Annotated in this window: 13 protein-coding genes; 1 reads left to right on the forward strand and 12 read right to left on the reverse strand. The window is 61.7% G+C overall.

Features of this window, described 5'->3' with window-relative positions:
- Positions 1 to 230: 230 nt before the first annotated feature.
- From SPHV1_RS18980 to SPHV1_RS18990, 3 genes are all read right to left on the reverse strand, one after another.
- The gene (locus SPHV1_RS18980) at positions 231 to 563 is read right to left on the reverse strand and encodes a cupin domain-containing protein (RefSeq protein ID WP_054947572.1); all 333 of its coding nucleotides are present in this window, start codon (positions 561 to 563) and stop codon (positions 231 to 233) included.
- 69 nt (positions 564 to 632) lie between these two features.
- Positions 633 to 2,675, reverse strand: a complete 2,043-nt coding sequence (locus SPHV1_RS18985) for a TonB-dependent receptor (RefSeq protein ID WP_197277750.1) — start codon at positions 2,673 to 2,675, stop codon at positions 633 to 635.
- An 883-nt stretch (positions 2,676 to 3,558) separates the two neighbouring features.
- Positions 3,559 to 4,611, reverse strand: coding sequence for a Glu/Leu/Phe/Val dehydrogenase dimerization domain-containing protein (locus tag SPHV1_RS18990; protein ID WP_054947574.1), 1,053 nt, complete (start codon positions 4,609 to 4,611; stop codon positions 3,559 to 3,561).
- 128 nt (positions 4,612 to 4,739) lie between these two features.
- Here SPHV1_RS18990 and SPHV1_RS18995 point away from each other — a divergent pair, with 128 nt between their 5' ends.
- Positions 4,740 to 5,201: an Lrp/AsnC family transcriptional regulator gene (locus SPHV1_RS18995; protein ID WP_054947575.1), complete on the forward strand. Its 462-nt coding sequence runs from the start codon at positions 4,740 to 4,742 to the stop codon at positions 5,199 to 5,201.
- Positions 5,202 to 5,208: 7 nt separating this feature from the next.
- Here SPHV1_RS18995 and SPHV1_RS19000 read toward each other — a convergent pair whose 3' ends face one another.
- The 9 genes from SPHV1_RS19000 to SPHV1_RS19040 all read right to left on the reverse strand — a co-directional run bounded on the left by SPHV1_RS19000 (position 5,209) and on the right by SPHV1_RS19040 (position 13,633).
- A complete protein-coding gene (locus tag SPHV1_RS19000) occupies positions 5,209 to 6,360 on the reverse strand; it encodes a glycosyltransferase (RefSeq protein WP_054947614.1) in 1,152 nt (383 codons plus the stop codon).
- Between the two features lie 16 nt (positions 6,361 to 6,376).
- Complete coding sequence (locus SPHV1_RS19005) at positions 6,377 to 6,868, reverse strand: DUF2141 domain-containing protein (RefSeq protein ID WP_156367395.1); 492 nt, start codon at positions 6,866 to 6,868, stop codon at positions 6,377 to 6,379.
- A 23-nt stretch (positions 6,869 to 6,891) separates the two neighbouring features.
- Positions 6,892 to 7,818, reverse strand: a complete 927-nt coding sequence (locus SPHV1_RS19010) for a hypothetical protein (protein ID WP_054947577.1) — start codon at positions 7,816 to 7,818, stop codon at positions 6,892 to 6,894.
- A gap of 23 nt (positions 7,819 to 7,841) precedes the next feature.
- A complete protein-coding gene (locus SPHV1_RS19015; protein ID WP_054947578.1) occupies positions 7,842 to 9,032 on the reverse strand; it encodes a glycosyltransferase in 1,191 nt (396 codons plus the stop codon).
- A gap of 181 nt (positions 9,033 to 9,213) precedes the next feature.
- Positions 9,214 to 9,954, reverse strand: a complete 741-nt coding sequence (locus SPHV1_RS19020) for a DUF2334 domain-containing protein (protein ID WP_054947579.1) — start codon at positions 9,952 to 9,954, stop codon at positions 9,214 to 9,216.
- Between the two features lie 115 nt (positions 9,955 to 10,069).
- Entirely contained in the window at positions 10,070 to 11,371 is a 1,302-nt protein-coding gene (locus SPHV1_RS19025) for a sugar MFS transporter (protein WP_054947580.1), read from the reverse strand.
- 132 nt (positions 11,372 to 11,503) lie between these two features.
- Positions 11,504 to 11,950: a thioredoxin TrxC gene (gene trxC, locus SPHV1_RS19030; RefSeq protein WP_054947581.1), complete on the reverse strand. Its 447-nt coding sequence runs from the start codon at positions 11,948 to 11,950 to the stop codon at positions 11,504 to 11,506.
- A 95-nt stretch (positions 11,951 to 12,045) separates the two neighbouring features.
- A complete protein-coding gene (locus tag SPHV1_RS19035; protein ID WP_054947582.1) occupies positions 12,046 to 12,291 on the reverse strand; it encodes a hypothetical protein in 246 nt (81 codons plus the stop codon).
- A 241-nt stretch (positions 12,292 to 12,532) separates the two neighbouring features.
- Positions 12,533 to 13,633, reverse strand: coding sequence for an NAD(P)/FAD-dependent oxidoreductase (locus tag SPHV1_RS19040; protein WP_054947583.1), 1,101 nt, complete (start codon positions 13,631 to 13,633; stop codon positions 12,533 to 12,535).
- Between the last annotated feature and the right edge of the window lie 106 nt (positions 13,634 to 13,739).

The following is a 13,739-nucleotide window of genomic DNA, read 5'->3' on the forward strand; positions in this document are numbered from 1 at the left end:
CTATCTAGATTGAACGAAGGTTTTCGATCTTCGGTCATGCACAAGAGCCGTTCGATCTCGCTATTGGGAATTTGGATTGAAACGCAGATGCCCAGCCACTCGGGCCGACCCGATACGGGCGAATGGCGGCCATTTGGAGAGGGTGACGGTCGGATAGGAACGTCTTTTTCCGACCTTTGGCGTTCATCATCGCAAATGGAAGCCATGCCAACCATAAGCCGACAGTGGCCTTATGAATACACGAAGAACTCCAGTGTGGGCTCGTTTACCGTCCATGTATTGACACTGCCCTTGAGAAACGATGCGCAGCTTCCGGCCTTCAGTTCATGAATCTCTCCACCGGAGGTCTCCACAGTAAGATGGCCATGGATGATATAGACAATCTCGTTCTGATGGCAGGGTACTTTCGTGCTTCCCTGTGCCTGTTCCGGAGTGGCGCGCCAGAAACCTGCGGAGAGCTTGCCATCGCCATCGTCTCGCAGCATGTGAACTTCACCGACTTCGAACGGCTCCCAATCTTCCGCAGCGATGGAACTGGAGATTATGTCGGGAAAGGCGATCATATTGATACTCTTCTATGGGGTGATGAAGGCCGCCCCCCGGCATAGGAGCGGCCCTTGTTATTGCTTTTCTCAGAAGGTCTTGGTGACCGACAGGCCGAAAGTGCGCGGATCGCCGTGCTTCGTGAAGTAGATGCTCATCGGAGAGAAAGGCACGGACTCGTTGAGGTAGTGCGTTTCGAAGACATTCTTCACAAAGGCCCCGATCGTCAGCCCCGCATTCTCGTTCTCAAGGCTGAGAAACGCGTTGGTGATCGTGTAGCTCTTCTGACTGGCGAACGGGTCCTGATTGTTATCGAAATACTGACGGCTGTTATATGTCGCTTCGGCCCGAGGCGTCAGCGTTACGCCTTCGCCCAGTGTGAAGGCATATTGTGCCGAGGCCGTCAGATTGAGGCGCGGCGCCAGCGGCAGACGATTGCCAGACAGTGAAGAGAGGTTGGCTATGGTGACCTTCTTGATCTTCGCATCGAGCAGGGTACCGGCGAACTGGAGTTTGAATGCGGAAACCGGACGCAGGATCAGGTCGAATTCCAAGCCATAAGTGCGTGCACTTGCCGCATTGACAACTTGCGTAACGGGCACCACGCCGTCAACGAAGTTGAATACCTGCATATCGCTGAAGTCATTGTAGAATCCGGCGAGGTTCAACGTGACGGCACGATTGAGCCAGCTCGATTTCAGGCCGATTTCATAGGCGTTCACATATTCCGGTTTGACGGTCGTGAACTCGCCAGGCACGAACACGGTGCCGTTAAAGCCTCCTGTTTTGAAACCCCGGTTAAAGCTGGCGTAAAGCAGCTTGGTGGGATCGACCTGATAGTTCACGCCGACCTTATATGTCGGCGCCTTGAACGTGCGCTTGGTGTACGCATCCACCAATGTGACCGGTACGCCGGAGAAATCATATACGCCGTCGTCGATGGTCAGGAAGCTGATGCTCTTCTTTTCGTAAGTATAGCGCGCGCCCGCAATCAGGTTCAGCTTGTCCGTGACCTGATAGGTAACCTGACCAAAGGCCGCATAATCGGCGGTCTTCTGGTTGTAGCTCTGATCGCTTGTGCCGCCAAAGAAGGTCGTGATGTTGCTTGCGGTCAGGCGCTCGCGGAAATAATACAGCCCACCGAGCCATGACAGGGGGCTGTCATTGTCCGATGCCAGATGGATTTCCTGCGAGACCTGACGGCTGAGGTCATGATAGTCGACCGTCGCGACTTCCGCGGGGGAAGCGTCGGTGTCTTCCCATGTCGAATAACGCGTGCGGTCATAGGACGTCACCGATACGAGATTCGCGCCGCCCAGATCGGCTTCCATACGGAGGATCGCGCCTTTCTGACGGATGCGTTCGCGTTCGTTCTGGTAGGGGCTGGAGATCGTGTAGAAATCCTTGCTGGCGACGAAACCGTTGATGTCGCCAAGCTCGCCGGTACCGGTCGGGACCAGGCCACGGCTGTAATAGTAGTTCGGGTTCGCCTTGGTATTGGCGGCATGCACGTTCGCCGTGATCGTGACGTCTTCGCTCGCCTTGTAGCGGGCGATAGCGCGACCCGCATAGGTGCGATAGCCATAGGTACGGTGGCTGGTGAAATCATTGAACTCTACGCCCTGACGGCGGTCATAAGTGCCGGCGAAGCGCACTGAAAGCTGCTCGTTAAGCGGGATCGTCACGCCGCCTTCAATGCCTCGCTGAAAGAATTCACCAGCGCTGGCAGTGATATAGCCTTCGAAATCGTCGCCCGGTTGCTTGGAATTGAAGTTGATCGCGCCAGCGGTGGTGTTCTTGCCATAAAGAATGCCCTGCGGGCCGCGCAGCACCTCAACACTTGCCAGGTCGTACATCTGCGCCAGCTGGCCTGAGCGCGCAGCAATGAAGACTTCGTCCTGATACACGCCGACTGCCTGCTGGTCGGTGGCATTGAAGCTCTTGAAGCTGATGCCGCGGATCGCGAACACAGGCTTGGAGAACTGGAAAGAACCGGCGATCTGGAGGCCGGGTGTGGCGACCGCAAGGCTACGCGGATCGTTGATATGCGATTGGGCGAGTGCAGCGCCGTCAAATGCGGCGATCGAGATCGGCACTTTTTGCAGTGGCTCCGCCCGGCGCTGTGCCGTCACGATGATTTCGCCTTCCCCGGGGGCGTTGCCTGCAGACTGGGGTTCAGGCCTTTCTTGTGCAAGCGCGACAGAAGAGCAGCCACAAAGCGCCGCTGCAAGCAGCGAACGCGTTACATACCCGAACGTAGTCGATTGTTGAGTCAAAAGAAAACCCCCCATGGAAGCGCCAAGCGCACAAATACTTTATGTTTAAAATTCTTTGGCCAACATCTGCAATGCGTCCAGAGCTGTCAAGATCAATTTTCTGGGCAGGCTCAGAAGTTATTGATCGGAGCCAGAAGTTGGCGGTCGCAGTGACGCCTGCGCCAGAAAAGGAGGAGGCTTTCAGGCATCGACAGTGGCACGTCGCGATGCGCCGCCAGTATAGGTGCGGACCTGCCCAGCGGTCGTGAAGAAGCAGATCGGACGAGCGTTCGCATAACTCACCTGTTATGCAGCATGCCACCCTTGTTTCGTCCGATCAGGCATCCCGCCCCCCTTTTTCACCCCAAGGCTGGATGTTGTACGGCGCGCTTTGAGATGGACGGCGCCGAGCATATTCGTCTTGCGATAAGGGGGGGGGGCTGAGATGTGCCAGGCACTCTGTCAGGCGATTGAAGGAGCCCCTGTCGCTCCACCGTTCCCATTGATTGTAGAGCGACATTTCCAGGGCGTGGTCACGCGGTGTATCCCGCTGTCTCAGCCCAACACGATTGACAAGGATAATCCCGCGCGGATCACGCGGGTCATCAACCCGCTCGCGACGATGGCTCATCGAAAAAAGGGCTGACGGCGCGCCATCCGCTCGTCCGTCAGCCAAAGGAAATCGCTCGTGCTTCAGGCTCCGCACCGCGAACCTGAATTTCCCCATTACATTAGATCGATGGGTCCATACCCTAGCGGATCAGGTGTTGGCTTGGGCGGGCTGCGCCATCAGCTGTTCGGCAATGCGGTTGGCCACCTGTGAAGTGGGCAGGTGCAGTTCGCCGGCCTGCTCGAGAATGTCGGCCGTACGCGGCCCGATGCGCATGACGCGGGCGCGGACCTGGTTCTCGTCCTCGTGCAGGTATTCCGCCGATACATTGATGATTCCCCCGGCATTGACGACGTAGTCGGGCGCGTAAGTGACGTCCATGTCCAGCAGGCGGCCAGCGATATGCGGGGCGGCGAGCTGGTTGTTCGCAGCGCCGCAGACCACCTTGGCCCTGAGTACGTCGAGCGCGGCATCGTTCAGCGCACCGCCAAGGGCGCAGGGCGCGAAGACTTGCGCATCCACCCCGGCGATGTCCCCGACCGATGCCACCCTGGCCCCGAGCTTGTCGGCAAGTCCGGCGGCGCGTTCATCGACGATATCGGCCACGACTAGCTGCGCCCCTGCCCTGGCGAGCATGTGACACAGTTCGGCGCCGACGCTTCCCAGACCCTGAACGGCAACCGTCATGCCCGACAGCGACGAACCATAAGCGAACATGGCGGCCGCCTTCATGCCTTCGAACACGCCCAGGGCGGTCCAGGGGGAAGGGTCGCCGCCGGCGAAGCCCGGCCTTGCGCTGCGACCGGCGACGTGGCTGGTGTGAAGCGCTGCGAATTCCATGTCTTCCACGCCGGTGCCGACATCTTCGGCGGTGACGTAGCGTCCGCCCAGCTTCTCGACTTCGCGACCGAAGGCCTCGAACAGGGCGCGGCGGTCGAAATCCCCTTCCGGGCGCCGCAGTACGGACTTGCCCCCGCCGAACGGCAGTTCGGCCATGGCGTTCTTGTAGCTCATGCCCTCTGCAAGGCGGGCCGCATCGGCAAGCATCGTCTGCGCATCGGGATAGGTCCAGAGGCGGCAGCCGCCTGCCGCGGGGCCGCGCGCGGTGGAATGAATGGCAATCACGCCGTCGAGACGAGCAGCTTCGTCGATCAGGCGGACATATTCCACGCGCGGCAATTCGTGGTTGGCAGCGGCAGTCATCTTTTCAAGGCTCCGGTTGGTGTCGTCGCGATTATCGCGGAGGTGAGGAGGGAATTCTCACCTCATTGGAGCTCGTCTGCTTTCAATATGGGAAGGACAGACCTGAATTTTGAGGATATCAGGTCATAATGATCGAACTTGATGCCTATGAGAAAAAGATTCTCCGTGAACTCCAGCGCGACGCGAATCAAACGACAGCCCAGATCGCCGAACGGGTGGGGCTGTCCGCATCCCCGTGCTGGCGGCGGATCGACCGGCTCGAACGCGAAGGCGTGATCAAGCGGCGTGTGGCTCTTGTCGACCGCGAAAAGGTGGGGCTCAACGCTCACGTTTTCGTACAGGTGAAGCTGACAGCGCATGGCCGGGCCAACCTCGACGAGTTCGCCAGCAAGATCCGCGAGTTTCCCGAGGTGCTGGACTGTTACGTGCTGATGGGCGCGGTCGATTTCATGATCCGCGTCGTGGCAAAGGACATCAACGCCTACGAGCGGTTCTTCTTCGAGGAACTCTCGCAGCTTCCCGGGGTCCAGGAAGTGATCTCCACGGTGGCCCTCTCGCAGATCAAGTCGACGACCGAACTGCCCATCTGACCGCAGTTCAGGCGGCGCTGCGGGTGTCTGCCGTAGTCGCCTCGTAAGTGCTGAACAGATCGGCGAAGTGCTCTTCCATGGATCGGGCGCGCAGGGCCGGGCGTGGGCGGCTGACAGCGATGTCGCGGATGGCAAGGGCGCAGCTGGCGGCATTGCCCGAGACGTAAGTCCGGCCTGCACCGCCGGCTGCGTGATCGGCCGCGCCGCCGCCATCCGGAACGATAACCGGCGTGCCGCTGGCGCGGGCCTCGGCCGCCGCCATGCAGAAGGTCTCCGCTTCGCAGCCGTGGACGAGTGCGTCGGCGCTCGCCATGAGCCGAGCGAAGGTCTGCCGGTTACGTTCGGGCCGGAACAGTCGGATATGCGGGTTGCCCGAGTTGTGCTTGAGGATCGTGCGCTCTTCGCGCCCTTCGCCCAGCATGACGAGGCCGATCGGTGCCCATTGGCTTGCGGCATTGACTGCGTCGATGACCATGGGCCAGCGTTTCTCCGGGGCAAGCCGACCAACGCCGAGAAGCAGGGTGGCGCTTTCGGGCAGGTCGCAATCGGCCAGAAGCCGCGCGCGCAGCGCGGGATCGCGGTGATCGGGAGAGAAGCATCCCGGTTCCACGCCCATGGCGATCGTCGTGGTATTGGCGACGCCGCCTTCGCGCAGGCGCCGGGTGAGATCGCTGTTGGCGCTGATGACATGATCGAACTTGCGGCTGTGCTTGCGCAAGTGCTCCCAGAAGACCGAGAACTGCCAGTCGATCGTCTTGCGCGAAAAGACCTGACCGAACCAGCGGTAGGCATAGGCCGACAGGGGATCGGCATGCATGATCAGGCTGCGCGGTGCTGGCCCCGGCCATTCGGCGACAAGGCCGGCACTGCGCCAGGGCGAAGTCGCTTCGACGAAGTCCGGTGCTTCGGCATCGAGCGCGGCATATAGCGGTTCGGCCGCCGGAAAGTACCAGTACTTGCGGTCGAGCGGAAAGCGTGGGCTCTTTACGGTCACGATGCGCGCTCCGGGTCCGCGCTCGATCACTGCGTCTTCGTCGCCCGGGGCGATAATCACGATCTCGTGGCCCAACCGCGGGCCGATCTGCAGCTTCTGCTCGACATAGGTGCGTACGCCGCCGCCCATGGGCGAATAGAAGGCGCAGACATCGACGATCTTCATCGGGCGGTGATCCTTTCTAGCGAGCGCGATCGAGCGGCGCGACGCCCAGGCCATGCTGGTAATTGAGGACGATGGTGATGGACGTGGGACCGTTGCCGGCCTCGGCGCTGGCCTTGGCCGCCTTGGGCTTGCCCCAGCCCAGACGCGGATTTCCGGCAAAGCCGATGCCGTCCGTGCGCCATCCGAACTTTCTGTTCTCGTCGCGGTCGTGAAGCAGGCTCACCGCGTAGGTTCCGGGACCGGGCAGGCGGATACACATGACCGGGGTGCCCGTCGTCGGCACCGGCGCCACTACGCGGCGGAAGGTCTTGCCCTCGCTGATGAGGATGTTGTCGTCCTCGAGGAAGTCCTTGTTGTTGTCCGGGTAGACCTCGAGCTTGAGAGTGCCCTTGCGGTCCTTGAGACCGTCGACCCTGACCAGGAACGAGGGGCCGCGCTCGCCCGGGCGGCAACGCCCTTCGGCCTGCCCCAACTCCGGCGTCGAGGGGATCACGGCTGCGGCAAGCATTGGCAGGGCGAGGGGCAGGGCAGTCACGCCGGCTTCTCCGGATTGGCCAGATCGTTGATCGCAAGAAGGCTGCCTAGTACGAGATGGGCAGCGAGAATCAGGCCGGCCATCAGCGCCATAAGCGCGCCGATATCGCGTTCATGGCCCAGCGCTACGACAGCAACGCCGGCGAAGAGCAGGTCCTTGTTGGGCACCAGAGGCAGGCGCGATACGAGCTGGCGCAGCGTGGCGAGATAGAGCCACCAGGAGAGCGGGACGTCGGGTAAAACGATGTGCCAGAGTAGCGCCGAAAGCAGGGTAGAAAGGCCGATGCGGGCAAGGTGGACCTGCATGATCATCGACAGTTCGGCGCGTGGGAGGGTGAAGACGCGTCGCCGCCAGATCGTCGCTGCCACGGAAATCGCGAGGATTACACCCAGCGAAAGGGTGAGCATGTGTGCATCGAGCCCGAGCTGGGTCGATCCGATCATCGGGAGCATCACGACGAGAAGCAGGACGGTGACGCCATTGCCGGCCATGGCCGAGAGGATCGCGACATCCTTTACCGCGCCGAATGGTGCTGCATCGAGCGAAACGCGGCGCCGCGCCCAGGTGTAGAAGTAGGCCTCGCCGAGGTAGCCCAGCAACAGCTCGTTGTAGACTTTCTTGCGCAGCAGGGCGAGAAAACCGGCAGGCGGGATGGTCCACAGACGGCGGAAGATCACCCATTCGCTTGCCGGTGCAACGAAATAGGCAGCGGCAAAGACGACCCAGAAGCCCGGCGATACCGGGATCATGCCGAGGACGTGGTGGATGTCGAGCCGGCTCATCTCGTGGAAGACGGTGGCAATGACGGCCAGCGAGAGCACGATCGAGAACACGGCATTGCGGCCGCGGGTGGACTTGCGGTCCAACGGCGTCAGCTCGATGGCAGCTGCGTCATTTGCCAGGATGGCGGCGGGTTCGGACACGAAGTTCTCCGATTAGGGGCTGGTCAGCTCAGGCGCGGGCCGTGGGTTTGGGATGATAGGCAGCTCATCGTGAGCTTGCGCTGGCGATTGCGTTCGTTCTGTCGCACGACGTCGTTCATCAGCTCGATGTAGCGCCGGGCCGCGCCTTCCAGTTCAAAGCCGGAGGCTATTTGTCGCGCTCTTGCAGGATCGGTGCGGAACTGCCGGATCGCGACAAGCCCCCTGGCTAAGCTCTCCTCGCAGCGGGCCGGGACGAGAACCCCGGTCCGGCCATTGTCGAGCAGGTAGGACATGCTCACGCAGCAATCGGTGGCAAGAACCGGCAATCCGGCTGCCAAAGCCTCGACGATGACGCCGGGTAGCCCTTCGTAGTCCGAACTGAGGACGAAGGCATCGGCCTCTGCCAACAGCGGGTCGATGCTCGCCAGGTATCCGGTGAAACGCACCCGACCGGCGATCCCCAGTTCCGTGGCAAGCAGCACCAGCGCATCATGCTCCGGGCCCTCGCCGGCGATGGTCAGGGTGTCGTCGGGGCGGGCCGCCCGGGCGAAGGCACGCAGCAGCAAGGGGAAGTTTTTCTGCGGGACGAGACGGCCAGCCGTCAGGTACCGGGTGCTCCAGACCTTGGTATGGCGGCGCTCGATCCGGCTCAACAGGTTGAGACGTTTGCGCGGCAACAGGGGGTTGGCGATCGTCGCCAGTTGCTCGGGGAGGGCGAGAGTGCGCTCACGGATTTCGCGATGCATAGGCTCGGACAGCGCGACGAGGCGATCAAATACGGTCCCGTGCAAGCGAAGCCAGGAGTCGTAACCGCGGCGCATCAGAGGCGGCATGTCCGGGCGATTGAGCGCATTGCTTACCTTCAGGATCATCGGTGGCGCGCAATCGCCCAGCAGCAGCTTCACCGCCGCGGCAACGACGGCATAGGTGTTGCCCGGGCAAAACAGGACGTCGACCCGGTTCTCAATCAGGAAGCTGTACAGGCTGTGCACCATCCAGGGCGTTTCCCAGGAAGCCGTCGGCAGTCTGGTCGGGATCTGCCAGTAGTCGAGCGCAGGTGCACTGCACAGATTTGCGCAGCCTGAGCGTCCGAGCACGATCGTGACCCTGTGGCCGGCGCGATCCCATTCACTGGCCAGACCCAGCGCGACGCGCTCCACGCCGCCAGGTTCGAGACTGTGAATCGGAACTGCGATCCTGAGAGAGCCGTGCATGTCCACCCTGACGCCGCCAAATGACCTCGTCCACAGTTGCGGGACAAGGTTTTTTCTTTTGCGGGCGTGCTCCTATGGGCGCCAGATTTCCGGTTTGTGACGGCAGCTCAGGCTGTCATCTGAGAGATCGAAATTCGACGCCGAAGTGTCATCCGGGCATTGCTGCCGGGAACGGGCTCGCTCAGGACAGATCGGCGTAACGCGCCGGGTGGTGACTGCGGGCAAAACGGCTCAACGTGGCGTCGATGCTGGAAAGCAGAGATGGCTTGGTCACGTCGCCCGGATGGACGGCGATGCGCACGGTGTCGAGTGCATGGGGCAGGACCGTGCGGGCAAGAGCGGCAAATGCCAGCGAAGAGGCCGTGCGCGCTGTGCTTCTGCTCGCCCAGGTGATGACGGGCCCCTTGGCGAGTACCCTGTCGCTAGTTGCGTTCCAGACTTTCCAGTGATCCTCGGCGAGGGCGAAGCCGGCCTGCCGGAGTGCGGCCAGCGACCCTTCCCCGTAGAGCCAGGCCGGAGCGATGAAGCCAGCCACTTCGCGGCCGATGGCATCTTCGATCAGGGCCTTTCCCTCTCGCATCAGGCGCAGCGCGGTGGCTTCGTCGAGGCCGAGGAATTCGCCTTCTCCGGCCGTCATGTGCCGCGCCTTGAAGCTCGCCGCGCCGACGTGCCGGGCCGTGTCGCGGTGGAACCAGCCATGGACGAACATCTCGATCCCGCTATCGGACCACGCGCGTAGCCGGGACTGGAATGCCTTGTCTTCGCGAAGAGGGGCCGCGCCCCAGTGGTCGGGAACGACCAGCATGGCGAAGCGGCCTTGGCCCAGTCGGTTCTCCAGCAGTTCGGCGAGCTGATCGACCTCAGCCTCGAACCGGGGGCCGACATCGTGAATCGATGCCAGCAGGCGCTTGGTGCTGCTCATGACGTACCGGCGATCCCCGCGTGGCTGCTTTTCGCGGGCGGAGATAGGGCTTGGGCGTCGCCATCACAATATCCCGCCTCAGCAAGGACGGGATATTGCCCGGCAATCCTGTCCGTCAGGCCGTGACGGGTTTTCTCGCGTACCAGCCGAACAGGGCGATGATGGCATAACACAGGGCCGGCAGTGCGAGCGCGATCTCGAGGCTTCCGGTCACGTCGGCAAGATGACCGGTCAGTGGCGGGATCACCGCGCCGCCTACGATCATCACGCAGATCACGCCCGAACCGTCCGCGGCGCGCTTGCCCAGGCCTTCGCAGGCGAGGCTGAAGATCGTCGGGAACATGATCGAGTTCATCAGGCCGATGGCGAGATAGGTGTAACCCGAGACCACGCCGGTGGTGTGCGTCGAAAGCAGGATCAGGCCAATCGCGCAGGCGGCATTGAAGCTGAGGATCTTGCCCGGGCTGACCATGCGCAGCAGGGCCGAGCCGATGAACCGACCGATCAGCGCACCGCCCCAGTAGAGCGGGATCAGCTTGCCGGCGGCCTGTTCGGTGAGGCCGAGCACGTTTTCCTGCATCATGTAGTTGACGATGAACGAGCCGATCGCGACTTCCGCGCCGACGTAGAGGAAGATGCAGCTGGCGCCGAAGCCGAAGCGCAGGCGGCGCATGAGGTCGAAGCTCCTGAGGATCGACCCGCCTTCATGCTTCTCGCCCTTGAGGCGGTTGCGGTTGAACCACACGACGCCGGCAATGACGGCCAGCGCTACGGCAAGTCCAAGGTAGGCGCGTTCGATCGCGGCCGTTTCCGCGACCCGATAGGCCGCGAGTTCCGCGCCCGACAGGTCTGCGGCGCTGACTGCGGCGAGGCCGCCCAGCATGATGATCGTGCCGACATAGGGGAAGATCGTCGTGCCCAGCGAGTTGAACGCCTGCGCGAAAGTCAGGCGCGAGTGGGTGGTCTTGACCGGGCCCAGTAGCGAGATGAGTGGGTTGGCGACGACCTGAACGATTGTGACGCCTGCCGCGAGAATGAATAGGGCGAAAAGGAATACGCCGAAGGTGGCGCTGGCGGAGGCCGGGATGAACAGCAGGCAGCCGGCCATCATGGTCAGCAGGCCGATGGCCGCGCCGCGCATGTAGCCCACACGCTTGACGAGCGCCGCACCCGGGATCGAGATGATGGCATAGGCGGCGAAGAATGCCGTCTGGACGAGCATCGCCTGCATGTAGTTGAGCGTGAAAAGCTCCTTCAGCTTCGGGATCAGCACGTCGTTGAGCGATGTGATGCCGCCGAAGATGAAGAACAGGGCCATCACGAAGAGGCGCAGTTCTGGCGCATCGATGTGCGGGCTGGGGCCTTCGTCGCCGACTTGGGGGTCAGTGCTGCTTGTCGCACCCGGTGCGAGGGCCATTGGCGATCCTTCTCCGAAACATCAAAATACAATGCCCCGCTGCACTTAGGCAGCTTGAGGCGAGCGCGCATCTAGTCGCGGTGCAAGGGGACAGGCAAGCAACTGCGGGGAATTTGACCACGAGAATTCGAATTATCGGCCGATGGCGCTCTTTGCCCAGGCGACGATGGCACTCGTTGGCATGGCGCCAGCCTGCCGCGCGACTTCGCGTCCTTTGGAAACTACGGCAAGGGTCGGAATGGACTGAATCGCGTAGCGGGCGGCAATGGCGCGCTCCGCTTCCGTGTCCAGTTTGCCGAGGCGCATGTGAGGTTCGAGTTGCGGCGCAGCGGCGGCGAACGCGGGGGCCATCTGTCGGCAGGGGCCGCACCAGGAAGCCCAGAAATCGATAAGCAGGGGAATGTCGCTTCGCGACGCATGGGCGTCAAAGTTGGCGGATGTGAGCGTAAGGGGCGCTCCAGTGAACAGCGGAGAAGCGCATTTGCCGCATTTGCCCCCGGCACCCAGTTTTGCGGCCGGAACCCGGTTGGCCGTTGCGCATGCCGGGCAGATGACGATCCGTGCGTCGTTCTGAGTCATCGAGTCTCTCTGTGCCTGTCCTTGACGGTACAAGGCAGGATCGAACGCTCCGTGACAAGCCTTTCGTGGGTCTCTGGGATCTTTCTCGAAAGCTTTCAGACGGCGTGAAGTCGTTCCACCGTTGCCGCGTGCTCACTGTGCAAGTTCAGCTGATCGTGCTCTGCAAACACGCGTTCGATGTCCGCGCGCTTGTCGAAAATGAGTTTTGCCACGCCAGCCGTCATGCCGCCCTCGTCCCCGACGCGGCCCAGTACGGCCGCAAGGTCTTCGAGAGTGGCTTTTTCGAGGCTGGCGTGCAGTCCTCCCTTGGAATCGCGATAGGCGACACATTCTAAGGCCATGCCCCATGCTCCTTGTTTAGCGTACTCAAATTAGAACGCCGGAGAAGGCGGCAAGTTGCAGGGATCGCCGGAGTCAGGGGTAGATCACGTGACTTCAACGGCTTGGCGCCAGGTAGCGGATGCACCGTTTCTGTAGGTATGAGAGTGTCTGCAGTTCGGTTCGACGAAAGGCGGTGTCGCCCTGGGATCGTGTCCCGCAGCATTGAAGTGGAACTTGCAGTTCTGACTATTTTACAGATGCTTAAGACAGTTTTTGGGCAACAAGATCACCAATGGCCAGGGAGGCTGTCAATCCGGGAGATTCGATGCCGAACAGATTCACGAGACCGGGCAGCCCGTGCTCTCCTGGCCCTTCAATAAGGAAATCTGCTGAAGGTTGGTCCGGTCCCGACAATTTTGGCCGGATGCCGGCATAGCCAGGTTGCAGACGATCCGGATCGATCTTCGGCCAGATCCGCCGGGCTGCATTTACGAAGCGCTCTTTTCGGGCCGGATCGACAGTGTAGTCGATATCGTCGATCCACTCTACGTCGGGGCCGAAACGGGCCTGTCCGGCAAGATCCAGCGTGAGGTGCGTGCCGAGCCCCCCGGGTTCGGGAACTGGATAGATCAGGTGATTGAACGGGAGCCTGCCACTGTGTGCGAAGTAGACCCCGCGCGCCAGGCGAAGCGGCGGCACCCGGTCTGCAGGCAGGCCTTCGATGGATCGCGCCAGTGTCTGCGCAGCCAGCCCGGCGGAATTGACCAGGATCGGCGTTTCGAGCACCGGGGCGTCCATTCCCTCGATCCAGATGTGCCACAGATCCCATGAGCGGGTGGCCCGGATGACCTTCGTCGAGCACACGAGGTTTGCGCCCCTGGCCTGTGCCGAACCGATCAGTGCCAGCATATAGTTATGGGCATCGATTATGCCGGTCATGGGAGAAAGCAGGGCATCGGCCACATCCAGTTCGGGCTCCAGGCGCTTTGCCTGGCCGCTGGTCAGACGCTCCAGCTTTCCCGCGCCTGCAGTATCTGCGGCGTGTTCTATTGCGTCGAGTTCGCCGGATTGGTCGGGCGAATGCGCGAATATGATCTTGCCGAGGCGCTTGTGCGGTACGCCCGAGCTTTCACAAAAGGCATAGATCTTGTCGCGCCCCTCGACACAAAGACGCGCCTTGAGCGAGCCTGGAGAATAATAGATTCCCGCGTGAATGACTTCGCTGTTGCGACTGCTCGTCCATGAACCGAAATGCGGTTCCCCGTCCAGGATCAGCGCCGGTATGCCGCGTCTTGCCAGAGTTTCGGCAATGGCAAGGCCAACAACTCCGGCCCCGACAATGACGGCGTCAGCTCTATCCATTCGGGTCCGCCAGTTGCTTCCAAGTCGCCGCCGATAATAAGGCTCATAGCTGGCTTGGCCAGATTATCCTCTCGGGTAAGCTCCAAGCCGTGAAACAACGGCAGTT

Origin of the sequence: Novosphingobium sp. KN65.2, assembly GCF_001368935.1 — a bacterium.
In the GTDB taxonomy this organism is placed as follows: Bacteria; Pseudomonadota; Alphaproteobacteria; order Sphingomonadales; family Sphingomonadaceae; genus Novosphingobium; species Novosphingobium mathurense.

Excerpts from the sequence above, each read along its gene's own strand:
- SPHV1_RS19000 (WP_054947614.1), bottom strand. The coding sequence starts at position 6,360 with ATGAAGATCGTCGATGTCTGCGCCTTCTATTCGCCCATGGGCGGCGGC.
- SPHV1_RS18990 (WP_054947574.1), bottom strand. The coding sequence starts at position 4,611 with ATGACTGCCGCTGCCAACCACGAATTGCCGCGCGTGGAATATGTCCGC.
- SPHV1_RS19015 (WP_054947578.1), bottom strand. The coding sequence starts at position 9,032 with ATGCACGGCTCTCTCAGGATCGCAGTTCCGATTCACAGTCTCGAACCT.
- SPHV1_RS19025 (WP_054947580.1), bottom strand. The coding sequence starts at position 11,371 with ATGGCCCTCGCACCGGGTGCGACAAGCAGCACTGACCCCCAAGTCGGC.
- SPHV1_RS19035 (WP_054947582.1), bottom strand. The coding sequence starts at position 12,291 with ATGGCCTTAGAATGTGTCGCCTATCGCGATTCCAAGGGAGGACTGCAC.
- SPHV1_RS18980 (WP_054947572.1), bottom strand. The coding sequence starts at position 563 with ATGATCGCCTTTCCCGACATAATCTCCAGTTCCATCGCTGCGGAAGAT.
- SPHV1_RS19005 (WP_156367395.1), bottom strand. The coding sequence starts at position 6,868 with ATGCTTGCCGCAGCCGTGATCCCCTCGACGCCGGAGTTGGGGCAGGCC.
- trxC (WP_054947581.1), bottom strand. The coding sequence starts at position 11,950 with ATGACTCAGAACGACGCACGGATCGTCATCTGCCCGGCATGCGCAACG.
- SPHV1_RS18995 (WP_054947575.1), top strand. The coding sequence starts at position 4,740 with ATGATCGAACTTGATGCCTATGAGAAAAAGATTCTCCGTGAACTCCAG.
- SPHV1_RS19020 (WP_054947579.1), bottom strand. The coding sequence starts at position 9,954 with ATGAGCAGCACCAAGCGCCTGCTGGCATCGATTCACGATGTCGGCCCC.
- SPHV1_RS19040 (WP_054947583.1), bottom strand. The coding sequence starts at position 13,633 with ATGGATAGAGCTGACGCCGTCATTGTCGGGGCCGGAGTTGTTGGCCTT.